General features: G+C 64.5%; 17 protein-coding genes. 13 read left to right on the top strand and 4 right to left on the bottom strand.

Going from position 1 to position 23,237, the window contains the following annotated elements; genetic code table 11:
- Positions 1-288: 288 nt before the first annotated feature.
- Positions 289-1,056, top strand: a complete 768-nt coding sequence (locus NA29_RS08465) for a response regulator transcription factor (RefSeq protein ID WP_052252654.1) — start codon at positions 289-291, stop codon at positions 1,054-1,056.
- A gap of 98 nt (positions 1,057-1,154) precedes the next feature.
- A complete protein-coding gene (locus tag NA29_RS08460; protein WP_052252653.1) occupies positions 1,155-1,643 on the top strand; it encodes a cupin domain-containing protein in 489 nt (162 codons plus the stop codon).
- Positions 1,644-1,753: 110 nt separating this feature from the next.
- Here NA29_RS08460 and NA29_RS08455 read toward each other — a convergent pair whose 3' ends face one another.
- The 4 genes from NA29_RS08455 to NA29_RS08440 form a co-directional block, all read right to left on the bottom strand.
- Entirely contained in the window at positions 1,754-2,953 is a 1,200-nt protein-coding gene (locus NA29_RS08455) for a cytochrome P450 (protein WP_039397477.1), read from the bottom strand.
- Positions 2,940-4,094 carry an anti-sigma factor family protein gene (locus NA29_RS08450; protein ID WP_052252651.1) on the bottom strand — a complete coding sequence of 385 codons (1,155 nt, stop codon included), beginning with the start codon at positions 4,092-4,094 and terminating at the stop codon, positions 2,940-2,942. The genes NA29_RS08455 and NA29_RS08450 overlap by 14 nt, the downstream gene beginning before the upstream one ends.
- Positions 4,095-4,107: 13 nt before the next feature.
- Positions 4,108-4,665: an RNA polymerase sigma factor gene (locus NA29_RS08445; protein WP_224791675.1), complete on the bottom strand. Its 558-nt coding sequence runs from the start codon at positions 4,663-4,665 to the stop codon at positions 4,108-4,110.
- A 222-nt stretch (positions 4,666-4,887) separates the two neighbouring features.
- On the bottom strand, positions 4,888-12,837 hold the full coding sequence (locus NA29_RS08440) for a discoidin domain-containing protein (protein WP_167370890.1): 7,950 nt from the start codon (positions 12,835-12,837) through the stop codon (positions 4,888-4,890).
- 554 nt (positions 12,838-13,391) lie between these two features.
- On the opposite strand from NA29_RS08440, the gene gspG reads away from it, so the two are divergent.
- From gspG to NA29_RS08385, 11 genes are all read left to right on the top strand, one after another.
- Complete coding sequence (gene gspG, locus NA29_RS08435; protein WP_039397475.1) at positions 13,392-13,850, top strand: type II secretion system major pseudopilin GspG; 459 nt, start codon at positions 13,392-13,394, stop codon at positions 13,848-13,850.
- 26 nt (positions 13,851-13,876) lie between these two features.
- Entirely contained in the window at positions 13,877-15,097 is a 1,221-nt protein-coding gene (locus tag NA29_RS08430; RefSeq protein WP_039397474.1) for a type II secretion system F family protein, read from the top strand.
- Positions 15,094-16,809, top strand: a complete 1,716-nt coding sequence (locus NA29_RS08425) for a GspE/PulE family protein (RefSeq protein WP_039397472.1) — start codon at positions 15,094-15,096, stop codon at positions 16,807-16,809. The genes NA29_RS08430 and NA29_RS08425 overlap by 4 nt, the downstream gene beginning before the upstream one ends.
- On the top strand, positions 16,802-17,629 hold the full coding sequence (locus NA29_RS08420) for a hypothetical protein (protein WP_052252647.1): 828 nt from the start codon (positions 16,802-16,804) through the stop codon (positions 17,627-17,629). Before NA29_RS08425 ends, NA29_RS08420 begins: the two co-directional genes overlap by 8 nt.
- On the top strand, positions 17,626-18,171 hold the full coding sequence (locus NA29_RS08415; protein ID WP_039397470.1) for a hypothetical protein: 546 nt from the start codon (positions 17,626-17,628) through the stop codon (positions 18,169-18,171). The genes NA29_RS08420 and NA29_RS08415 overlap by 4 nt, the downstream gene beginning before the upstream one ends.
- Positions 18,156-18,746 carry a hypothetical protein gene (locus NA29_RS08410; RefSeq protein ID WP_052252645.1) on the top strand — a complete coding sequence of 197 codons (591 nt, stop codon included), beginning with the start codon at positions 18,156-18,158 and terminating at the stop codon, positions 18,744-18,746. The genes NA29_RS08415 and NA29_RS08410 overlap by 16 nt, the downstream gene beginning before the upstream one ends.
- Positions 18,743-19,432 (top strand): hypothetical protein, encoded by a 690-nt coding sequence (locus NA29_RS08405; protein WP_052252643.1) that lies wholly within the window; start codon positions 18,743-18,745, stop codon positions 19,430-19,432. The genes NA29_RS08410 and NA29_RS08405 overlap by 4 nt, the downstream gene beginning before the upstream one ends.
- Positions 19,429-21,570, top strand: a complete 2,142-nt coding sequence (locus tag NA29_RS08400; RefSeq protein ID WP_231965140.1) for a secretin GspD/PilQ domain-containing protein — start codon at positions 19,429-19,431, stop codon at positions 21,568-21,570. Before NA29_RS08405 ends, NA29_RS08400 begins: the two co-directional genes overlap by 4 nt.
- A 104-nt stretch (positions 21,571-21,674) precedes the next feature.
- A complete protein-coding gene (locus tag NA29_RS08395) occupies positions 21,675-22,124 on the top strand; it encodes a type II secretion system protein (RefSeq protein ID WP_039397468.1) in 450 nt (149 codons plus the stop codon).
- Positions 22,125-22,132: 8 nt separating this feature from the next.
- Positions 22,133-22,651: a competence type IV pilus major pilin ComGC gene (locus NA29_RS08390; protein ID WP_039402778.1), complete on the top strand. Its 519-nt coding sequence runs from the start codon at positions 22,133-22,135 to the stop codon at positions 22,649-22,651.
- A 70-nt stretch (positions 22,652-22,721) separates the two neighbouring features.
- Positions 22,722-23,234, top strand: coding sequence for a hypothetical protein (locus NA29_RS08385; RefSeq protein WP_052252641.1), 513 nt, complete (start codon positions 22,722-22,724; stop codon positions 23,232-23,234).
- Positions 23,235-23,237 lie beyond the last annotated feature (3 nt).

The raw sequence follows: 23,237 nt of genomic DNA, 5'->3' as shown, positions 1-23,237 counted from the left end.
GCCTGATGTACCCATGGCGCATGGCGACGTCGGCCACCTTGCCTCGAAACGACGCACCATTGCCCCAACGTAGGGCGTCAGCATCAGGACTTTCCGCTTACGTCAACTAGCATCCCTACGCATTGCGTCTCGATGCGGCAAGCCTTCAACAGGTCGATGCAAATTCCTCAAGTTTCTTTTGGCGCACTGAAGTGTTTTAAGCATGACAACGCGATTCCCGACAATTTTCCTCTCGGGCGCGCCAGATGCATGGAACAACGAATTCGAGTTCGGCAACAGGAGCATGAAGTGAAGTTTGCAGTTCTTACGTCAGACATCGGGCTCTTCGAGGCCATCCGCCAACGCCTGAGCGCCGACGGCGACTGCCAGCGCTTTGACGACGCCGCCCAGTATCTTGTGGCCGCCTCGCGCATTCCCTACACGGCGGCACTCGTCGATGCGGCGCTGGGTCCTCTCGACCTTCAGGGCGTTCTCGCCCGCCGCCGCAGCACGCGCAGCGCGGGCGCGCTGGTCATCGGTTTCGGCACCCCAGCGTGGATGCTCGACCTGTCGTTTCGCGCCGGGTGCGACGACGTGCTGCCGTTCCCCGTGGATGTGGCCGAGTTGCAGACCCGTCTGGCAATGACGCTGCACCGGCGCGCCTCGGCCAACGCGGCCCGCTGCGAAGACCTTCTGGAACTCGGGGCCTACCAGCTCGACCGTGGCCGCGACACGGTGACCGTCGGGGGCATCGAAGTCGAATTGACGGCCCGCGAGTTCGCGCTGGCGTGGCTTCTCTTCTCGGCCCCGGACATGCGGGTGAGCCGCGCACGCATCGCCTCGTTGATCTGGCGCAGCGACGAAGCCTCGGCGGCGCGCAGCATCGAGCAGCACGTCTATCTGCTGCGTAACCGGCTCGGCCTGCGCGGCGAACACGGTCTCGTGCTGCGCGCCGTGTACGGCGGCGGCTACTGCCTTGGTGCACGCCCGCAACGCTCACGAAGCCCGGTCCGTAGTACGCGCACCACAGGCGTCGCCTCGCACACGCAGTCCTTGCCTGAAGTCTCTCGCGATTGATAAGCTCTCGCCCGGCCCGCTGGCGGACGCCTGACGTCCGGCAGCGCACGCGCCATTCAGGGCAGACGACAGTCAATAAAGACACGAGAGACAACGATATGCTGCAACGCAGGACCCATGGAACGGCACGCAAGGCCGCCGTCGCACTGATGACGTTCGCGCTGTATTTCACGCTTTGCGCCGGCGGCGCAAGCGCCGCGGCGCTCCACCCCATCAAGGTGAGCAAGCAGGAACTGGCTGGCCCGGTCTTCGACCGTGACGACGCCGTGCATGAAAACGAAGACGGCAACGACACCGTCGACGTCACCACCTTCACCTCGCCCGACAAGGCGTTCCAGACCGGCGTGTTCAAATCCGGCCCTGTGCGCGAAGAAATTCGCTCGGCCCCCGGCTATCCCTACACCGAACTGCTGGTGTTCCTGAGCGGCGGCGCGAAGTTCACGTCGAGCGACGGCACGGTCGTGGAAGCCGGTCCGGGCGAAGCGGTCACGCTGCCCAAGGGCTGGACAGGCGTATTCGAATCGAAGGGCTACACCAAGCTGTACGCCGTGTACGACACCGACGCCCCCTCGCACATCGACCAGTAACGCCCACCGGCGTCACCAGACAAAGCGGCCCGTCACCGATGAAGTGACGGGCCGCTTTGCTTTGGACGACCGGACCGAGACCGCCGAGCGGTCCCGTCCGGTGTCCGTCTTCAGTAATGCGCCATCAACGACGCCACGCCGCGCAGGCTGTGACGGCGATGCCAGCGCAAATCGTCCAGACCGGTAATCGTCAGGTTCGGGAAGCTGCTGAGCAGTTTGTCGAGCGCGATTTGCAGCGTGGCCGTCGCGAGCCGTGCGCCGAGACAGTGGTGGATGCCCGCACTGAACGAGATCAACCGGCCGTGGTTCTCGCGCCGGATATCGAACCGGTCGGGGTTGTCGAACTTCGCCGGATCGCGGTTGGCCGCGCCCAGCAACATGAACACCGTCGTGCCGGTCTCGACAGCAATATCGCCTACGCGCACCGGCGAGAGCGCCGTGCGTGCGACCATCTGCACCGAACTGTCGAAGCGCATCGCCTCGACAACAGCCCCCTGCGTGAGCGACGGATCGCTGCGAAGCTGCTGCCATTGCGTCGGATCGCGATACAGATGGATCAGCGCATTGCCCAGCATGTTCGACGTCGTCTCGTGCCCTGCCACGAACAGCAGCAGCATGTTCGCCACGATTTCCTCGTCCGACAGACCGCCCTCCCCGCTCGTGGCCACGATCAGCGCAGAAAGGAGATCGTCGCCCGGCTGACGGCGGCGCGCGCGCAGCAGCCGATCGAAATACGATTCGAGCGTCACCGCGCCCTTGTTGGCGTCGGCCAGCCCCGCTTCGTCGAGCGGCGCGAGATCGAACGCCCTTACCAGCGCGGCGGCACTCTCCCCGAGCACCTGCCCGTCCGCCAGCGGCACGTCGAGCAAACGGCAGATGATGCGCAGCGGCAGCGGCGTGCAGTAAGCCGCCATCAGATCGACCGGCCCGCTCGCGGGCATCGCTTCGATGAGGCTGGCGGCCTGCCGATGCATATCGCCGGAGAGGTCTTCGATGCGCCGCGCGTTGAACGAGTGCATCAACAGCGTGCGAAGACGCGTATGTTCCGGCGGATTGGCCATCAGGAACATGCGGCTGATCGCGCGAAACACCGGCTGCTCGACAGCCAGCGGGCCGTAGCGCGCGATCACGCTCGGCATGTACGCCTTGCCCATGCGTCGATCGTGCAGCAGCGCTTCGATGAGGTCGTAGCGCCCCGTCATCATCAGCGACGGGCCGATAGGCACCAGATCGCCCGCCTGGCGCAAACGTTCGTAGATCGGATAAGGGTTATCGAAAAATGCAGGGGACGAAAAATCAGCGAGATTCATAAGTCTTTGAAAGGGGGGCGTCCGCCATCGTATCGGTGAACGGCTGCAAGACTCCGTTGGCCTGCAGGCCCGGCGGTGTGGTGCCGCCGTCGTAGAGCACCGGCACGACGTCGTTGGCGAGCGCGCGGGCAATCGGCAGCAGATCGCTCGCGCCGGAAGGCGCAACCAGCGCAAACATTTGCCCGTCGCGGCGCCACGTCACCGTATCCATGGGGGGAATGGTCTGTGCAGAGGGGCCGTGCGCCAGACGCGTGTCTTTCACGACGTAGATCGCCACGGGCGGCCCTTCGCGGGGCAGATAAGCCATCTGAACGACGGCGCGGCCGTCGAACTGTAAGCGCTGCAAGCGCTTGAACTCCATACCGGCACGGCGCAGATCGGGCACCACCAGTGGAATGTCGTCGCGGTGGCGGATGGCGCGCACCGTGGCGATGGCCTCGGCCGCTTCGTCGTCGAGCGGATCGAGGGTCGCTCTGGCAAAGAGCGATTGATACGAAACAAATGCGCGCACCCAGGGCTCGTAAGAACCATGCCACGCGTTGGCGGCCTCCGGCGGCGACACCGCCACACTGTCGATATCCGGATTGCCCGCAACGGACATGCCGCGCGAGATGGGCATCTGGGGCAAGGGCGTCGGCGCGGGGCCTTCGGTCAGAAAGCGTGCACCGGCACTGGCGACCAGCACGGCGAACGCCGCCGCGCCCGCGGCGAAACCTCCGATCTGCCACCAGATGACGCCCGGCGACTTGCTGTCGGGCGACGTCGCTTCATCGAACTCGCGATCCAGCGCGCTACGGCGCGCCACAGTGCCCGGGCTGCGGACGTGCACGCGTCGCCCTTCTCTACCGTCGCGCCCCGCCCGGACGAAGCGCGCGTCGTTGGCGCTGGCGACGTGCGACGGCACATCCAGCGTCGTGCGCCCTCGCACCAGCGTGCGCACCGTCGACACCAGCTCAGGCGGGACTGGCGCAGTGAAACAGGTCTCGTACGCGGCCTGAAACGGCAGATCGGACGCGTACAACGCCTCCACACGCGCCGCCACGTCCGGCGAACTCGCTATCGCGGCTTCGACCTTGGACGCGGCATCCTCGGTCAGGCTACCGTCGACGTAGGAGAGAAGAATCTGGTCGGTGATCACCATCGGGTCGTCACCCTCACGTCGGCGTTTCGCCAACGGCGGAAGTGCCGCGTCGACGCGGCGTCACGTCGAACTGCACGCCCAGACGCTGACGTGCGGCCGACAGGCGCCCCATGACCGTGGCCACCGGCACGTCGAGAATCTGCGCCGCCTCGCGATAGCTGAAGCCTTCGACCGCGACCAGGAGCAGCGCTACGCGTTGCGGTGCAGGCAGACGCTCGACGGCATCGACGATCTGGCGATGTCCGACATGCTCGTCCGGCAATCCCGACACAGAGTCGGCAATGTTCTCGAGCAACGCGTCGTCCCATGCGACACCGCCACGGTTGCGCACGTTACGCGCCCGCAATTCGTTGAGCCACAGGGAATGGACGATGGAATAGAGCCAGTTCAGCGGCGCACTGTCGGGCCGCAACTGGGCGTCGGCACGCTCAAGTGCGCGCACGCAGGCGCGCTGCACGAGGTCTTCGGCGTCGTGACGGTCGCCGGTGAGCCGCAACGCGAACGTCCACAGCTTCGGCAACATGGGGAGCAGCAACCGCGCAAACCCCGAATCGTGCTCGAACTGCATCATGTTCACTCACCACTACGGCGACGGGCCGAAAGATTCGCATTATTCCCAAGTCGATATCGCGAAAACATAAAAATCTCTGCGAATCCTTCTCAATAAAGGTCTCAATTCGACTCATCGACATCTCGATGACCGGATCATGCGGCCTGCGGGCGTGTCATGAAAAAACGACGGGATGCCGAAACTGCGCATCCCGTCGTCATTTCGCTACACAACCTCAAGCTGTCAGAAGCCGATACCCAGAACGACGTGCTCAGGCGTAGGCGAAACCAGGGTGGAACTCTGGTCCGCAACGTCGTCGTACGAGAAGCCGTAAGCCTTGCGGTCGATGCTGTGGTCGTGCCAGAACTTCGCGTAAGCGTTGTACGGGCCCTTGGCGTACCAGGCCGACGACGGTGCTGCCCACTGCGTGTCGTCTTCCATGATGTGGCGGTTGAGCGCCGCCGCCACCTGCGCCTCGATCGCCAGTTCCGTCGCGTTACCGGAGGCCAGCGGACCCTTCGCTTCGAGCATGTCCTGCGTGTTCGGGTGATTCACGTAGTACTTGCCGCCGACGAATGCGCCGTTGCCCTGATCCACTTCCGTGAACACGAGCTGGTCGCCCACCGTCTGACCGACAAACTTGCGTGCGTTACCCCACATCAGCAGCGTCAACGAGTGCGTACGGTAGTACTCCCACATGCTGTCGATGTACGCGTCGAAGTATTTGCCATTCGGTTGTCCCTCGTCGAACCCACCCTTGCTCGGCGCCATGATGCGGTACTGAGACGGGTTGGCCGGCAGGAACGCCGACGGCACTTCCTTCTGATACGCCGCGAAGATCGACGCGCGCGACTCGGTGATGCCTGAGCGCACGTGCGTCGTGCGGTTGCTGCCGTACACGTCTTCCGTCAGCGGGAAGCCGAACTGATCGACCTGCGTGTTGTTCAGCCACAGGCCGTTGTCGCCATAGGTGAACTCATACCAGTCGAAGTAGACGTTGATGTTCGGGTCGGTCGGGTTGCGCACGTCCGGACCGGCGAAGCCGATCTGACCGTTCACGTCCCGGTTGACCTTGATGTACAGCGGCGACCCCAGCCCCACGTAGGCACGTGCGCCGAAGAGCTTCGGGAACTTCAACTGCTTTGCCTGCGCCAGCGTGAAGAAGTAGTTGGCGTAGTTCTGCCCGTTCTTCGTCAGGTGGCCGGGGCCGTCGTTGTCCGCGTCCGACATCAGCACCGTGGTGCCGTCCGGCTTCACGTAGACGAACTGGCCGTCCTTTGCCGGGTCGTGCGCGATCACCGCCACGAAAATCTGATCGTCCGTATAAGCGCCGTTCGTGTTGTTACGCAGTTCGACGCCGATCTGGTTCGGATAGATCGGATAGTTCGGGATGGTGCCGTCATCCGGCGGGTTGCCGGTGACCGGCGGCGGCGTCACCGTCAGCGTGGCCGCCGACGACGTCACCGTGTTACCGGCCGAATTGCTCACGTCGACCGTGAACGTCGCGCCGTTGTCGGCGGCCGTCGTCGGTTGCGTGTCGTACGTCGAAGCGTTGGCGCCCGGGATCGGGGTGCCGCCGCGACGCCATTGGTACGTCATCCCGTCCGCGTTGGCGAGTGCGACCGCGAAGTGCGCCGGTTGTCCCTGCTGCACCGAGACACTGGCCGGCTGACCACTGATAACGGGCAACGGCGGGGGCGGCGGCGTGCTGCCATCCGTGGGGCCGTACACTTCGAACTCGAACAGCGAGTAACCGTACTGCGACGAGCGTTTGATGCCTGCCATGCGCACGTAGCGCGCCGACGTCGTGGCGAACGTAACGGTTTCGACGCCGCCCTGGCCGTTGGGCTGCGAAGCCACACGCGTCCAGTTCTGGTTGTCGTTCGACACCTGAATCTCGTAAGCCGCACCGTAAGCACGCTCCCAGTTCAGCACCACCTTCGACACCGGCACCGAGGTGCCCAGATCGACGGCGAGCCACGCGTTGTCGTTGAAGTCCGACGACCAGCGCGTTGCCGGGTTGCCGTCCACTGCGAAGCGGGCGGGCGTGCCGTCGCTTTCGGTACCGCTCGCAAAGGCGGGCTTGCCCTTCGCGAGATTGCCGTTGCCGCTATTACCCGAGTTGTCGGTCGCCGGGTTCGTCACAGGAACCGTGCCGCCCGCAGGTCCATAGACCTCGAACTCGTACAGCGAGTAGCCGTACGGCGACGACCGCTGGATACCGGCCATGCGCACGAAGCGCGTGGTGACCGGGGCGAACGAAACCTGCTCCGTGCCACCCTGGCCGGCAGACTGGCCGCCGACCTTGCGCCACGTGTTGCCGTCGTCCGAGATCTGAATCTCGTACGCCGCGCCGTAAGCACGTTCCCAACGCAACTGCACTTCCGAAATCTGGGTGGGGGCACCCAGATCGACGGCAAACCACGCGTTGTCGTTGAAGTCCGACGACCAGCGCGAATCGACGTTGCCATCAAGTGCGTTGGACGCCGGCGTGCCCTGCGGATTCTCCACGCCGCTGGCCAGCGCAAGCTTGCCAAGGGCGAGGTTCACCGGCGTGGCGCCGTTGTTGCCATTACCACCATTACCACCATTACCACCGGTGCCGTTCTCACCGTTCCCGCCTTGCGGCGGGTTGCCCGTGTTGCCGTTACCGTTGTTGCCGCCGGTCGGGGCCGGGGTCACCGTGAGCAAGGCAGGCGTGCTGGTGATGTTCGAGTTGCCGTCATCGGCGACCACGCCGTACTGCGCGCCGTTGTCGTCCATCGTCGTAGCTGGCGTGTCGTACGACGGGCTGGTCGTCACCGCCACCTGCTGGCCGTTACGGAACCACGTGTACGACAGGTTCGACGCGCCGATCACCGACACCGTGAAGTGCGCCGACTGGCCCACCTGCACGGATTGCGGCTGCGGTTGCTGATCGAAACTCAGCTTCGGACCATAGACTTCGAACTCGAACAGCGAGAAGCCGTACTGCGTCTGACGCTTCACGCCCTGCATGCGAACGTAGCGTGCGGCGACCGTCTGGAACGACAGGTTTTCCGTACCGCCACGGCCCGTGTTCTGGGTGTAGACGGTCTTCCAATCACCATCGTTACCGGTATCCGAGACCTGAATCAGGTACTGCTTACCGTAGGCGGCTTCCCACTTCAGGCGCACCAGATTGACGGCCTGCGACTTGCCCAGGTCGATGGTGATGCTCGCCTTGTCGGCATCCGGGTTGTCGACGAACAGCGACGACCAGCGCGTGGTGATGTCGCCATCGTTCACGTTGGCTGCCGCGCCGAAGCCCGGGTTTTCCACCGGCGTGGACGTCACCGTCTTGCCCAGTGCGAGGTTCGTGTCGTTGGACGGCACGCCATCCACGACATTGAGCGTTGCACCGTCGCTCAGCTTGCTTGCCCCGCCTGCGCTCACGAGCACGGTGAACTGCGCGCCGTTGTCTTCGAGCTTGACTGCGGGCGTGGTGTAGCTCGCGGCCACTGCGCCTGCGATCTGCGCACCGTCGCGATACCACTGGTACGACAGCGTGCCGTTGCCGGTCGCGCTGACCGTAAACGTGGCCGTCTTGCCGATGGCGGCCGACTGGCTCACCGGCGGCGTGACGATCACCGGCGGCGGAACCTGCGGGTTGTTACCGTTGCCCGGATCCTGCTGGGGCGGCGTCACCGTAAGCGTGAACTTCTGGCTTGTGACGCTGTTCGCGGCGTTGCTGACCACCACGTAATACTGCGTGCCGTTGTCTTCCAGCTTGACGGCCGGGGTGTCGTAGACCGGGGTCGACGACGTATAGAGCAGCGTGTCTGACGTCTCACCGGCCTTTGCCACGCGATACCACTTGAACGTGAGCGGGGCCGAGCCGTTGATGCCGAGGCTGAAGTGCGCCGACTTGCCCTGCGTGACGCTCACGTCACCCGGCTGCACCGTCACCGTAGGCGGCGTGACTTGCGCCGTTCCGGACACGCACAGCACCCAGCCCGGCGCGTTATCGACAAGGCCCTGGCGATCTTCGCCCGCCGACGTGATCAGGTAGGCCTGACGCGGGTCGGTCGCGAGCAGCGTCGACGTCCACGTCGTCCACTTCTCCGGGAATGCGCACGCTGCGCTGTTGTTGGCTGCAATGGAGAGTGCTTCTTCGCGCGTCGGCAGGCGCTTACCCTGTGCTGCGCAGTAGTCGGCCGCCGCCAGTTGGGTGAACTGGTGGTTCGGGTCCGTCGTCGCGTACTGCTTGCGGTTCCAGACCAGCGTGCTGGACTTGTCCTGCGCTTCGCCCGGGTTCAGCACCGTGTAACGCTCGTTCGTGAAGAGCACGCCATCGTTACAGTTGGGGACGTTGTAGACCTCGATTTCGTACAGCGAGTAACCGTACTCGGTCGCACGCGTCTGGCCGACCATGCGGACATAGCGCGCGGTGACCGTCGGGAACGTGAAGTCGTCCACGCCACCGGCGAAACCGGCGGGCGACTCGTAAGCCTTCGTGTATTGAACGTTGTCGTTCGACACTTCGATGCGATACGAGCTGGCGTAAGCGTTCTCCCAACGCAGAATCATGCGGTTGACCGGCATCGGCGCACCGAGGTCCACCGTGATCGACGCGTTGTTGCCGTCCTTCTGATCCGAACTCCAGCGCGTGCTGACGTTGCCGTCGGTCACGTTGCCAGCGGGCATGCCCTGCGGGTCCTGATAGCTGCTGGCGAATGCGTACTTGCCCTGTGCGAGGTTCACACCCGGCGCCGCCTGACTTAGCGTGGCCGGATCGCTCGTCACCGACTTGCCGGAGGCGTTCGAGACCGTCACCGTGTACTTGCCCAGATCCTTAGGCGTGACGGCGTTGATCGTGAAAGCCGGTGCGTCGCTGCCCACCGTGCCCGACGGGCCGTTCCACTGGTAGTGCAGCGGCTTTGAGCCGTCAGCGACCACCGTGAAGGTGGCGCTCTCATTCAACATCGCCACCGTGTTGGCTGGCGGCGTGGTGATGGTCGGCACCGTCGCAGCGTTGACCTTGAGGGCCACCGGCGTCGACGTGACCTGTGCGAGCGGATTCTTGACGCTCACCTTGAACAGCGCGCCGTCGTCGTCGGCCGTCACCACCGGCGTGGTGTAGGTCGCCGACTTCGCGCCATCGATGGCGACGTCGTTACGGAACCACTGATACTCGATCACCGGCGAGCCCTTGACCGCCACGCTGAACGTAGCCGTCTGACCGACGAACACGGTTTGCGCGGCCGGCGGCGTATCGATGCTTACGGCGAGTGCCGGGATCACCGACAGCACGGCGTCGTTCGACGTGATCGTGCCCACGCCGTTGCGAACCCGCACGCCGAAGACATGACCGTTGTCGTCGCCCGTGGCCGCCGCCGTATCGAGGCTGCTGCCCGTCGCACCGGGGATGTCCTGGTGATCGCGTTGCCATTGGAACTGCATCGGCGACGCGCCCGAGACCGTCACGTCGAAGTGAGCGGGCTGGCCCACGCTGACCTGCTGGCTGGCGGGCTGCACCACGATTTGCGGCGCAGAGGTGGCGGCCTGTACCGGCACGACGATAGCGGGCTGCACGTCGTATGACGTCGAACCGCTGCCCAGACCCGGCGACGTTGCGCTGACCGTCACGTGGCCCGTCTGGAAGGTACTGCGAATCGCGATACGGGTCAGACCGCCTTCGGCGGCGAGTTCATGATCGCCCGGCGAGTGATAACCCTGCGGCTTGTCCATCGTGACGATGTGATTCCAGCCGCCGCGATAGTTGGCCACGGCCGGGTTGTCGACCGAGAACGTGATGAGGTTCGTGGCATCCGGCACGACGACGCCCTTGGCATCGACGACCTGCGCCGTCACGAACACGGCGTCGGAACCGTTGGCCGTGACCTGGAACGACTGACCGCTCGGACGAATGACTTCCGGCACCACCGACAGCACGATGTGGTCGGGGGTCCCGGCCGTCACCTGCTCGTCGATCACCGGCTTGCCGTTTGCCATGACTTGCGCGCCGAAACCGTCCACGCACAGCGCCTGGATGTGGCCGCCGTTGGCTTGCACGTCGTCCCAGTGCGCCTGCCCGACGAGACCCGTGGTCGTGCCGAGCGAGTTGTCGGTCGAGGTCGAGAGCGTGTTTGGCTTCACGTCACCGCCCTGCACCACGTCGTTGACGACGAGACGCACGGCCGGGCAGTTGCTGAACACGTTCACGCGCACCGGCCCCTTGCGGTTCCAGGTGTTCGCGAGATGGACCACCGGCTTGATCGCGAACGGCGTCCACGCGGACTGATACGCGTAGTAAAGCAGACGCGGGAAGCGATTGCCGTCGGCCATCGAGTCACCCAGCGAACGAACATACGGACCGTTCGGGTTGAGCTTCGGGTCGTAAGTGGTGCCGCTCCAGTAGAAGCTGTCTTCGCCCGGCGTATCGGCCAGATACCAATGCGCGATGCCGAACGTGTTCGCCAGCACGCCATTGCGCCAGTCATTCATGAACGACGCGACCTGATCCATCTCGTATGCGTAATTCGCACGGAACTCGCCACGGCCCCAATACTCGGCCGACCATGCAGGCTTGTTCGGGAACTGGTTCTTCACGCCCACTTCGCAACCCTGACGCGAGCAGCTCAGGATGTCGCCGTTGACGTCCTTCGGCGTACGGTCGGCCTGTGCGCGCGTATTGACCGGGTCCCACTGGCGGCCAATAGCGGCGAGCAGCGGCGCGAATGCCGTGTTCATGATGCCGTTGTTCGCCTCCCACGCCAGCACGGACGGGTTGTTGCGGTCGCGCACGATCATGTCGCGATGCAGCTCAAGCTTCAACGCGTACTTGTCGATCTTGTTTTGCGGACAGTCGGTTGTCGGTGCGGAGAGTTGATAGCAATCGTTGAAGCCGTTCTCCCCGTCGCCACTCGGCTGGACAACGAAAATCCCCAGTGCGTCGGCTGCGTTGAGGAATTCCGTGCTCGACGACGAGTGCCCCGGGCGATAGAGATTACCGCCCGCATCGGCGAGCAGGCGCAGATCGCGCCATTGCTGCTCTTCCGGCACGGCCGTGCCGAGGCCCGGATAGTCATAGCGGCCCGAAGCGCCCCAGAGGTGCGTCGCGTAGCCGTTGATGCTCGGGAAGTTGGCGTCCCAGGTGATCGTGCGGATACCCAACGGGCTTTCCGTCGCATCGACCACCACACCACCCACGCTGACCAAATGGAACACACGGTACATGTAAGGGCGGCCGCGCGGCACGTTGTTCGGGTACCAGAGCGTCGGATGATCGACCGTCAGGTTCTGGCGCACGAGCGTCGGGTGGTAGCCCGGACCGGCATTCGGCGGCAGGACCACGTCGTCCTTCGCCTGCTGCACGATCTGCCCCGTCGCGTCGACGATCTGCGTGGTGACCTGCGCAGTCTGTGCCGTGCCCGACTCGTTGAGCACGTTTGTCTCGATCTGGATGTTGGCCGAGGCAGCCGTACCCGAACCGTCGACGGCCGGACTGTCAATGCTCACGGTGGAGACGTGCGTCCCCCACGTCTGCATGACGGGATAGTCGTTCAGCGGAATGTGAACCGGATCGGTAATGTACAGATACACGGGACGGAAAATGCCCGTGTCGCCCTGACCGAAGCGGAACGCGCCCGAGAAGTCCGGATCTTCGAACCAGTCGCCGTTGGCGGCAACGCGCACGGCAATCACGTTATCCGTCACGCCGTCTGCCTTCACCATGTTGGTGATATCGATGGCGAATGGCAGGAAGCCGACCACGTGCGTGGCGTTCGGGCTGCGCACGCTGCTGCCCTTGACCAGCGTGCCGTTCACGTAGACCTGCGCGCCCATGTGCGCGCCTTCGAATTCCACGACGATCTTGCGACCGGCGTAGGACTTATCGAGCTTGAAGTGCTTGCGATACCAGCCGCGACCGTGCGGCACGTCGCCCCCGCTCTGCGTGTTCGAGAACATGTTGTCCTCGTTCATCGAGTGCGGAATGCCGACGTTCTTCCAACCGGAGTCGTCGAAACCGGCTTGCGAGACGCCGTCCGGTTCTGTGTCGCCCAGGAATTTCCAGGGCGTGGCCCCGAGGTTGATCTTTACGCGTCCCGACGCCGGGATGGGTAACGGCGTCGCTCCCGCGTTCGTCTGAGGCGTGGCTGTGCCCGCCATCAGGAACATCCACGCGAGCAATAGCCCCGTGCATGTCCACGCTAATGAGTGTCGTTTTCTCATTTCGTCATTGTGGTTCCGATTGAACCTGTGCAACATTCGCGCCGCGCGTCCGGAAGGACTCCGGGATGACTTTGCGAAATGCCGACGGTTAGATTGAACTCCGAACGAGTTTCCGTGGTCTGACCCACTTCGGGCGAAATACTAAGTTGGCTTTGTTCCGCGTAATTTTCACGAGCGTCTTTAGTCATTTTCATTTGAACGACCTCGTGTAACGCGCAGACGCCATGCACCAGAACCGGGAAATTCCGGCGGCCGCAGCGCTGACAAGGCGCGTTCGAGTGCGGCACGACAATCCTCAAATTCCCGCTGTAGGACAAACCACCCGCGCGCTGGTAAATGCGCACAGACATTCGGATTCCTGTCTTGTTCGCGCACGTCGGCACTGAATTTTTTGCAATTCACTGCTGAGCGATTCACATCTTCCCGCCCCTTTGCAATTCGTCGATGATGCGTGCGGCCGCAGGCTTTGCGGCTCGGACTTGCACGCCCGTCGTCTTCCCTGGAAGCGCGTCGGCTTACGGTTCGATGACTCATTCACTACGAGCCAACGCGTCATGAAACTTCGTCTGCCCGCCCGTCGCCGCTCCTCCCCCGCCTGCTTTCGTCGCGCACAGCGGGGCTTCACGCTGCTCGAACTGCTCGTGGTCGTGGTGATCATTGGCCTGCTCGCGGCATACGTCGGGCCGAAGTACTTCGCGCAGTTGCGCAAGTCCGAAGTCACGGTGGCAAAGGCGCAGATCGACGCGTTCACCAAGTCGCTCGACGCGTATCGCCTTGACGTCGGTCGCTACCCCACCACCGCCGAAGGCCTCAATGCGCTGATGGTTGCGCCGACTTCCGCGGGACAGGCGTGGAACGGCCCGTATCTCCAAAAGGCCATTCCGCTCGACCCTTGGGGGCACGCGTACCAATACCACTCGCCCGGCGCGAAGGGCGAATACGAAGTGATCTCTTATGGCCGCGACGGACAGCCCGGCGGCTCGGGCGACGACGCCGATATCGCGTCGCAATAAGCCGACGTCGCAACGCCGACCGACGCATGCATTTCGACGTTCGCACGATCGGGCCAAAGGGCACGATTGAAACACTCCGCATCGAGGCTGACAGCCTCGAGGACGCACGTCGCCGTGCCCAGCACGACGGCCGCTTCGTGAGCGAAGTGCGCATTGTGCGCACGGCGTCTGTGTTGCCACAACGCCTCGGCCTCGGCGGCGGCAAACCCCTCGGTGGCGCGAAGAAGCTTTCACTGGTGCTCTTCAGTCAGGAATTGCTCGCGCTCATTAACGCCGGACTGGGTGTCGTCGAGTCGTTGCAGGCGCTCCACGAGAAGGAGAGCAACCCGGGCATTCGCGAATGCCTGCACCGTCTTCTGGAAAGCCTCTCATCGGGCAAGCGCTTCTCCGCCGCACTCGCCGAACAGCCGCGCCTCTTCCCGCCGCTATACGTCGGCATCGTGCAAGCGGCCGAAGGCACAAGCGATCTGCCGCGTTCGCTCGCACGCTATGTCGACTATCAACAGCGCGTGGACAGCGTGCGCAACAAGGTTGTGAGCGCGGCCATTTATCCGTGCATCCTCATGTCGGTCGGCGGGGCAGTGAGTTTCTTCCTGATGATGTACGTGGTGCCGCGCTTTGCCGAGGTGTATCAGGGCGCGGGACGCCAACTGCCCTTCGCGTCGCAACTGATGCTCGACTTCGGACAACTCGTCAGTGCCCACACGACGCTCTTTCTTGCAGCGCAGTGCGCGTTCGCGTTCGCCCTCGTCACGCTGTGGCGACGCTTGCAACGCCGGGGCGGTGTCGTGCTGCTGCTCTCACGCATTCCGGTGCTGCGCGAACGTGTTCGCATCTACGAACTGGCTCGCGTCTATCTGACGCTGGGCATGCTGCTCGAAGGGGGCATCACGATCCTGCGGGCGCTCGCGACCGTGCAGCCGATGGTCTCCGTGAATCTGCGTGCGGCCCTCGGTGCGGCGTCGGCGAGTGTCGACGCGGGCGCGCCGTTGTCGAGCGCATTCGAAGCCGCAGGTCTCACCACGCCGATCTCCCTGCGCATGCTGCGCGTCGGCGAGCGCACCGGTGAAATGGGACCGATGCTTACACAGTCGGCGGCGTTCTACGACGGCGAGATCGACCGATGGATCGATCGCTTCACGCGTTCGTTCGAGCCTGTGCTCATGGCCGCTATCGGCCTTGTCGTCGGAGCCATCGTGATTTTGCTGTACATGCCGATCTTCGATCTGGCGGGAGACCTCTCGTGAGTCCACATGACCTCTCCCCGGCCAACGCCCTCATCGACGCCTCTGTGCTCGCCCGCGCACGTGAGATTCAACGTCAGGGCAACGGGCAGGCCAGTCACGACCTTGTGAGCGCGCTGCACTCGCTCACGGGCGGCGACTTACGCGACGTCGTCCTCGCCCTTGGCGCGCAACTGGGCTTGCCGGTGATGGATCTCGACGCGATGCTCGCTGCCCGGCCTGCGTTCGACGTCGTTTCGCTCTCGCAATCGTTGCAGCGCCATTGCACCCTGCTCCACGGTGTCGACGGCGCCCTCGTCGGCGTGGTGAGCGATCCCTTCGATCTCGATCTGCGCATTTGGCTGGGCGCGCGCGCCAACACGCCGACACCGCTGCCGTTCGCGCTGGCGTTGCACGATGACCTGCGCACCTTCCTCGCCAAACAGGAGGAGACCGCGCGGGCAATCGATCACGTGGTGTCGGGCGACGCCGGTGGCGCAGGCAACGACCGCACGTCGACACGTCTGTCGTTCGCGAGTGTGGCCGAAGGGGCGAGTCCCGCCGTCAAGCTCGTCAACTCGACGTTGTACGACGCCCTCAAGGCCGGAGCCTCGGACATCCACCTTGAAAGCACGGCGACGGGACTGGCGATCAAATATCGCGTCGACGGTGTGCTCGATCACGCGGCATCGGCGCGTGGCACCGATCTGGCCGAGCAGGCGATATCGCGTCTGAAGGTGCTCGCCGAGCTCGACATTGCCGAGCGACGCATTCCGCAAGACGGCAGTTTCCGCGTGGAAGCCGCCGGTCGCGACATCGATCTGCGCGTCTCGATTATGCCGAGCATTCACGGTGAAGACGCCGTGATCCGTATTCTCGACAAGCGCGCCATGATCGAAGCCTACGGTGCGCTCACGCTCGAAGCGCTCGGCTTCGACCCGACATCGCTCGTGAGTCTGCGTGCGCTGGCCCGCGAAGCCTACGGCATGCTGCTCGTGACCGGCCCGACCGGCTCGGGCAAGACAACCACGCTCTACGCAGCGCTCACCGAAATCCACGACGGCCGCGAAAAGATCATCACCATCGAAGATCCGGTGGAATACCAACTACCCGGTATTTTGCAAATTCCTGTGAACGAGAAGAAGGGCCTGACGTTCGCCAAGGGGCTGCGCTCGATCCTGCGTCATGACCCGGACAAGATCATGGTCGGGGAAATCCGCGACCGGGAGACGGCCGAGATCGCCGTGCAATCGGCGCTGACCGGCCACCTCGTGCTCACGACCGTCCACGCGAACAATGTGTTCGACGTCTTCGGGCGCTTCAATCACATGGGCATCGATCCGTACGCGTTCGTCTCGGCGCTCAACGGCATCTGGGCGCAACGGCTCATGCGCGTGAATTGCCCGCACTGCCGGGAAAATGATTCCACGCCAGACGACGCTGAACTCGCCAGCATCGGACTGACGCGCGCCGATGTCACCGACTTCCGCTTCATGCGCGGCAGAGGGTGTTCGCATTGCCGTGGCTCAGGCTACAAGGGACGTCGTTCGATCGCCGAGATCCTCATGCTCAACGACGAGCTTCGCGAACTGGTGGTGGACAAGCGTCCCATTCGACAGATCAAGGCCGCCGCGCACGCGAACGGCACGCGCAGCCTGCGCCACGCCGCGCTGATGCTCGTGCGCGCGGGCGACAGCACCCTTGAGGAAGTGCGCCGGGTGACGACGAATGCTTGAATGGCGCGCGCAATCTCTGCATCTGGGCGTATCGCGTAGCGCGGTGAGCCTGGTATTGCACGAACGGAAAACGCGGACGTGGCGCGTGCTCGGTACGACGTCGCTTTCGCAGCAGACAAGCGACGCCTTCGTACCCGCGCTGCAGGAAGCGGCGCATGCGTTGCTCGTCACGCATGCACCGCGTCGCGCCACGCTCGACATCGTGATCGACGACCGTCTCGCTCGCCTGTGGATGACCACGCCTCCCATCGGGGCGACACGACTTTCCGACATCGAGGGTGCGGCTTCGATGCGCTTCGCCCATCTTTTTGGCGAAATGCCCGAGCACTGGCAGATCGCAGGGGACTGGCAGGTGACGCATCCGTTTTGCACCGCCGCCCTACCCCGTGCGCTCGTCGACACGTTAGCGGTGACGGCCCACGCTTGCCGTATCCCCGTTCTGGGCATCGCACCGCATTTCGTGCGCGCGTGGAACCGGTGGCAACGGCAGTGCCTTACACCCGGCTGGTTCGCCCTGATGCACGACGGTCTGCTGCGCCTCGGCATCAGTGGGGGCGCGCCCACGCGTCTTGACGCGCTGCACGAAGTGCCGATGCCGCCCGACGCCGACGTCTACTGGTTGGCGCAAACGCTTTCGCGCACCGCCATGCTGACGGGGACCGAGCCGCCGACGACCCTGCATCTGTGCGGCGCCGTGCCGAACGAAGGTCGCGTCACGCTCGCAGCACTGAATCTCCACTCACTGGCCGCCAGCGTCGACCTTGCCGTGTACGACTGGCAGCCTTCCGACCTTCTTGCGACGGGAGGTGCGCTGGTATGACACGCATCGCCATCGACTTCGCGCCGCGTAGTTGGCGACGCACACTCGGGCCACTGTCCCCGGTCTGGTACGTCGTGCTGGCGCTGGCCGTCGTCATCGCTATCGCCGCTTCAGCGCTCGGCTACCGCGTGTACGTGCGGGACCAGGCACGGCAGGCGCTGGTGAATCGGATCGCGCAGCGTGAGGCGGCGCACGCGCGCGCGAATCCGCCCGTCGCCCCCATCGTCGTACCGGTGCCGCAAGCGAACGCGATCAACGCCATCGCCCGGACGCTGAATCTGCCGTGGCGCAGGCTGCGCGACACGCTCGACAACGCCGCCATGCCGAACGTCGCGCTGCTGTCGCTCACCCCCGATCTGAACCGTCACTCGGTGCGTATCACGGCGGAGACGACGAATCCGGATGACATGATCGTCTACCTGCGGGTGCTGCGTGAGCAGCCCTTCTTTGTCGCTGTGCAATTGACGCATCACGAGATCAACGATCAGGACATCAACCGCCCCATTCGCTTTCAGCTGGAGGCCGCATGGGCCTCGCGTTGAAAATACGTCGCCCCGGGAGACCGGCTGCGTCGCTGCTGCGCGCGCGACTCGCCGTCGGTCGCCTGGGGGCTGCACGTGCCGCCGTGCTGGCGCTGTTGCTGGTCGCACTCGTAGCGCTCGGCGTGCTCGGCGTGTCGTTCTCGCGCGACGATACGTCGTCGGCCAGAACAGTGCTGGCCGCCGTCGCGGCACAGCGCCGCGCACCTGTCGCCTCAACGGACCCGGTCGATGCGCACCTGCTCGCGTTCTTTGCGACGCTCGGCAACCGTCGGCAGAATGACCTGCACATCAAGCTGCTGTTCGATCTGGCGAAGCAGAACGGCCTGACGCTCCGGCAGGGCGAATACCAGTACAGCGATGACAACGCCGCGCGCGTCGCAACGTGTCAGGTCGTGCTGCCGCTCAAAGGCAACTACGATGCGATCTGGCGCTTCGTCCTGGAAGTGCTCCGGACAATGCCGTTCGCCGCTTTGCAGGACATTAATTTCAAGCGCGACGCCATCGGCGATGCAGCGGTAAGCGCACAAGTCCGGTTCACGCTCTATCTCCGGGATGTCCCGGCAAGCGCACCATGACACCGCGTCGCCTGCTGCTCTGGGGATCGCTCGCGGCGAGCATTGCGGCCGCGCTCGCGGATCCCTCGTTTCTGCCGTTTTTCCCGTCGTCGGCATCCACCCCGCCGGTGGCCGCGCCCGTCACGCATGCGCATAGGTCGAGGGCATCGACGGCAAGTCAGACGATGGCGACGCTTGCATCTCCTGCATCTGCCAGGACCACCGGCGGCAGCGATGAGCGCGACAAGCGTGACGAGAGCGACGACAGCCTCGCGGCGGAACGTCGCGAATTGCTCCGGCAAGTTCGCGCGTTCGTGTCGGGTAGCGGGCCGAGCGTCGGCGCGTCGTCCATCGTCGCGCCGGTGCCACGCGAGATGCTGGCCGACGCAGATGGCGCGCCTGCGCCGCAGCGCCTGTTCGTCAGTCAGAACTGGGGGCCGCCCCCGCCCGCACCGTCGTCCGCGCCGGTGCCTGCCACGCCCCTGCCACCGACAGCGCCCCCATTACCGTTCACGTATCTCGGCAAGGCGCTTGCCGCCGGTGCGTGGGAGGTCTATCTGGCGCGCGGCGAGAAGACTTTCATCGTGCATGAGAACTCGGTCGTTGACGACGTGTATCGCGTCGCGTCGATCAAGCCGCCGCGCCTGTCGCTCATCTACATTCCCATGAACCAGCAACAAGAGTTGGATATCGGAGGCACGCAGTGAAGTTGCCACGCCCTTCACCCATTGCCCTCCGGAAGTCGCGCACGCTGCTGCTGCATGGCGCGGCCACACTCGCACTTGTCGTGCTGTCCGGGTGCGCCGCGCAGATGGCGCTGCGCGACGGTCGCGATCTGATGGCCCACGACCAGCCCGAGGCCGGTCTGAAGAAGTTGCAGGAAGCGAGCAACCGCGCGCCCGATAACGGTGAATACCGCCTGATCTATCTCAACGCACGCGACAAGACGTTGCAGGATTTCCTCGCCAGCGGTGAAAAGGAGATGGCGGCGGGCAAGTTTCAGGCCGCGCGACCGTGGTTCAGGCGTGCGCTCGATCTCGACCCGAACAGTGAGAAAGCGAAGTCCGATCTGCGCACGCTCGATGCTCTGCTGCGTCACCAGAACATGATCAAGCAGGCCTCCATCTCGATGGATGAACGCCGTTACGACGCCGCACGCAAGACGCTCGAACAGATTCTGCGTGAGCGCCCGGAGAATGACGCGGCACGCGCCATGCTCGCCGAAGTGGAGTCGCGCGCCGCACAGCCGGTACTGAGCGCCGAGCTATCCGACGCATATCGTCAGCCGATCTCCATCGAGTTTCGCGACGCCCCGCTGCGGCAAGTCTTTCAGGTCATTGCGCAGCGCTCGGGCCTGAACTTCGTCTTCGACAAGGATCTGAAGACCGACACCAAGGTCTCGATTGCACTCCGTAACAGCACGGTAGAACAGGCGCTGTACTTCCTGCTCGTAACCAACCAATTAGAGCAGCAGGTGATGGACAACAACACGCTGCTCATCTACCCGAACCTGCCCGCCAAGGTGCGCGAGTACAAGGAAATGGTGGTGCGCACGTTCTTCCTGAACAATGCCGACGCGAAGCTGGTCGCCGCCTCTCTTAAAACGCTGACCAAGTCGACGGACATCGTCGTGGACGAAAAGCTCAATGCCGTGATCGTGCGCGACACGCCCGAGGCGATCCGCGTCGCCGAGCAGGTCGTGGCGCTTCAGGATCGCGCCGAGCCGGAGGTCGTGCTCGACGTGGAAGTGCTGGAAATTGCCCGCACGCGGTTGCAAAACCTCGGCATTCAATGGCCCGACAAAGTGGTGCTCTCACCGCTGGCGTCCGCTGGCAACGGGGCCGCACTCACGCTGGCCGACCTGCTCTCGCCCACGCGCAACTCGGTGAGCGTGGGCAACCCCTCGGCGACGGTCAACCTCAACGTCAACGATGGCGACACCAACATCCTCGCCAACCCGCGCATTCGCGTGCGCAACAAGGAAAAGGCCAAGATCCTGATCGGCGACAAGGTGCCCGTCATCTCGACGACGATCAGTGGCGGTGTGGGCACGTTTGCGTCCGAATCGGTGAGCTATATCGACGTGGGGCTGACGCTTAACGTCGAGCCGACCGTCTACATGAACGATCAGGTCGGCATTCGTATCGCGATGGAAGTCAGCAGCCGCGGGCAGCAGACGATCACGAAGTCGGGCAGCACGGTGTTCCAGATCGGCACGCGGCAAGCATCCACCGTCCTCCAGTTGAAGGACGGCGAGAATCAGGTGCTCGCCGGTCTGCTCAACACGCAGGAACAAACGTCGGGCAACAAGATTCCTGGCCTTGGCGACTTCCCCATCCTCGGCCGACTGTTCGGCAATACGACCAACAACGACAAGAAGACAGAGATCGTGCTGTCGATCACGCCGCACATCGTGCGTAACGTGACGCGTCCGGCGGAGAGCGCCACCGAATTCCTGTCGGGCACCCAGGGCAACTTCCGGCGACGTCCGGCCGCAGCGCTCCCGGATGCGACACCACGTCCGCACACCGCGACGGTGCCGGGTGTGGTGATGACGACCTCCGGTGCTGGCAGTGCCGCCGTTTCAGCGAATGGCCTCTCGTTGTACGAGGCGTCGCACGGCGCGCCTGCGGGAACACCTCCCGCCCCTGCGCCGTCCGCCGCACCGGCACCGGTTGCGCCGCTGCCGCCAGCGGCAACGCCTCCGGCCTCGGCCCCGCCGCCGGGCAACCCGGTGCCTTCCCCCACACCGCCCGCCTCCACGGTGCTCGGCCCGACCAGCGACCCAGTGCCGCTCTCGTCGCAACAGCCTGTGCCTGTGGGCGGCGCACCGGCCCCGCGTTGATGCCCATGATGCGGACGCCCCCTCGCGCGAGATTCGCCAGCTTCGCCAGACTCACCGCACGGTGTAAGTCTGGCGAGCCTGCCTCGTCGCAGCGCGGCTTCACGATGATCGAGCTGCTGGTCACGCTCGCCATCATGGCCATGCTGGCGACGCTCGCCGTGCCCGTGTCGCAACTGGCGGTGCAGCGTCGTCAGGAGCAGGAACTCGCGCGCGATCTGCGCGAAATCCGTCACGCCATCGACGCTTACAAACGCGCGTGGGACACCGGTCACATGGAAAAAAAGGCGACGCAGACGGGCTATCCGCCGTCGCTCGAAGTGCTCGTGCAGGGCGTGCCGGATATGCGCGATCCCAAGCGCAAGCGGCAGTACTTCCTGCGCCGCATTCCGCGCGATCCGTTCAACAACGACGACTCGCTCACCGACGCGCAGACCTGGGGCAAACGCAGCTACGCCAGTCCGCCCGACGCGCCCGCCGAAGGCGACGACATCTACGACGTCTACACGCTGTCGCAGGGCGTTAGCCTGAACGGCGTGCCTTACCGTCTCTGGTGATCCCGGCCATGCATCTGCTTGCGAAAACTCACCGTCGGCTCCCGCGTCGCGCGCGCGGCTTCACGCTGATCGAGCTGCTGGTCGTGCTGGGCATCATCGCGACATTGGCCACGCTCATGATCCCGAACTACGTGCCCGCGATCACGAAGGCGAAGAACACCGTCCTTGCCGAGAATCTGCGCACGTTGCGCGGCGTCATCGATCAGTTTTACGACGACACGGGCCACTATCCCGTCAATCTCGCCGAGCTGGTCGAGCGCAAGTATCTGCGGGCGGTGCCTATCGATCCCGTGACGGGAAGCGACACCACGTGGATCACGATGACATCCGCCGAGAACGCGGCGCAGGACCCGAGCGCGCAGATCCTCGCGCTAAGCCGGTCGGCGCAGGATGCGTTGCGCTTCGGCGCCTCTACGCCGACGCCGCCCACCGGGGCCATTCCGGTCATCGAGGACAAGGGCATTTGCTGTGTGAAAAGCGGTGCGTCCGGGACCGACTCGGCGGGCAAGGCGTATGCGGACTATTGATCGTCCTCCGCGCAAGCGTCATGGACGCCACGGAGGCCAAAGCCTCCAGGGCCAACGCGGTTTCACATACGTGGGACTGCTGATTCTCGTCGCAGTACTGGGACTCGTCGGCGCGATGACGATCCGTGTCGGCGCGCTACGGCAGCGCGCCGCCCGTGAAGTGCAACTGATGGAGATCGGTGCGCAGTTCAGCGACGCCCTGCGCGCCTACGCCGACGCCACGCCCGCCGGGCAGTTGCGGCAACCGCCGAATCTGGCGGCATTGCTACTCGACCCGCGCTTCCCGACGCCGCACCGGTACTTGCGCAAGATCTTCGCGGACCCGATAACCGGCAGCACGGACTGGGGCATCACCTATGTGACGACCGGCAAGGGCGTGCTTGAGGTGTATAGCCGCTCGTCCGCCACGCCGCTCAAGACGGCGCACTTCGACGAGCAGTTCGGCACATTCTCCGGCACGACCCATTACTACGACTGGCGCTTCTCTGCGGCAACGGCGACGCCGGACGTCATGCCGTCGATACCCACCCCCGACCCGGCCTCTGGCCCCGGCGCGACGCCTCCATCCCCCACACCCTTTTGACGA

It is taken from the genome of Pandoraea sputorum, from assembly GCF_000814845.2.
GTDB classification, from domain to species: domain Bacteria; phylum Pseudomonadota; class Gammaproteobacteria; order Burkholderiales; family Burkholderiaceae; genus Pandoraea; species Pandoraea sputorum.
The sequence above is the reverse complement of the archived record's forward strand: the minus strand, read 5'-3'. Positions and strand labels throughout refer to the sequence as shown.

Bases quoted from the DNA above. Each gene is read 5' to 3' on its own strand.
- NA29_RS08460 (WP_052252653.1), top strand. From the start codon at position 1,155: ATGCTGCAACGCAGGACCCATGGAACGGCACGCAAGGCCGCCGTCGCA.
- NA29_RS08455 (WP_039397477.1), bottom strand. From the start codon at position 2,953: ATGAATCTCGCTGATTTTTCGTCCCCTGCATTTTTCGATAACCCTTAT.
- NA29_RS08450 (WP_052252651.1), bottom strand. From the start codon at position 4,094: ATGGTGATCACCGACCAGATTCTTCTCTCCTACGTCGACGGTAGCCTG.
- NA29_RS08445 (WP_224791675.1), bottom strand. From the start codon at position 4,665: ATGATGCAGTTCGAGCACGATTCGGGGTTTGCGCGGTTGCTGCTCCCC.
- NA29_RS08440 (WP_167370890.1), bottom strand. From the start codon at position 12,837: ATGAGAAAACGACACTCATTAGCGTGGACATGCACGGGGCTATTGCTC.
- gspG (WP_039397475.1), top strand. From the start codon at position 13,392: ATGAAACTTCGTCTGCCCGCCCGTCGCCGCTCCTCCCCCGCCTGCTTT.
- NA29_RS08430 (WP_039397474.1), top strand. From the start codon at position 13,877: ATGCATTTCGACGTTCGCACGATCGGGCCAAAGGGCACGATTGAAACA.
- NA29_RS08420 (WP_052252647.1), top strand. From the start codon at position 16,802: ATGCTTGAATGGCGCGCGCAATCTCTGCATCTGGGCGTATCGCGTAGC.
- NA29_RS08415 (WP_039397470.1), top strand. From the start codon at position 17,626: ATGACACGCATCGCCATCGACTTCGCGCCGCGTAGTTGGCGACGCACA.
- NA29_RS08410 (WP_052252645.1), top strand. From the start codon at position 18,156: ATGGGCCTCGCGTTGAAAATACGTCGCCCCGGGAGACCGGCTGCGTCG.
- NA29_RS08405 (WP_052252643.1), top strand. From the start codon at position 18,743: ATGACACCGCGTCGCCTGCTGCTCTGGGGATCGCTCGCGGCGAGCATT.
- NA29_RS08395 (WP_039397468.1), top strand. From the start codon at position 21,675: ATGATCGAGCTGCTGGTCACGCTCGCCATCATGGCCATGCTGGCGACG.
- NA29_RS08390 (WP_039402778.1), top strand. From the start codon at position 22,133: ATGCATCTGCTTGCGAAAACTCACCGTCGGCTCCCGCGTCGCGCGCGC.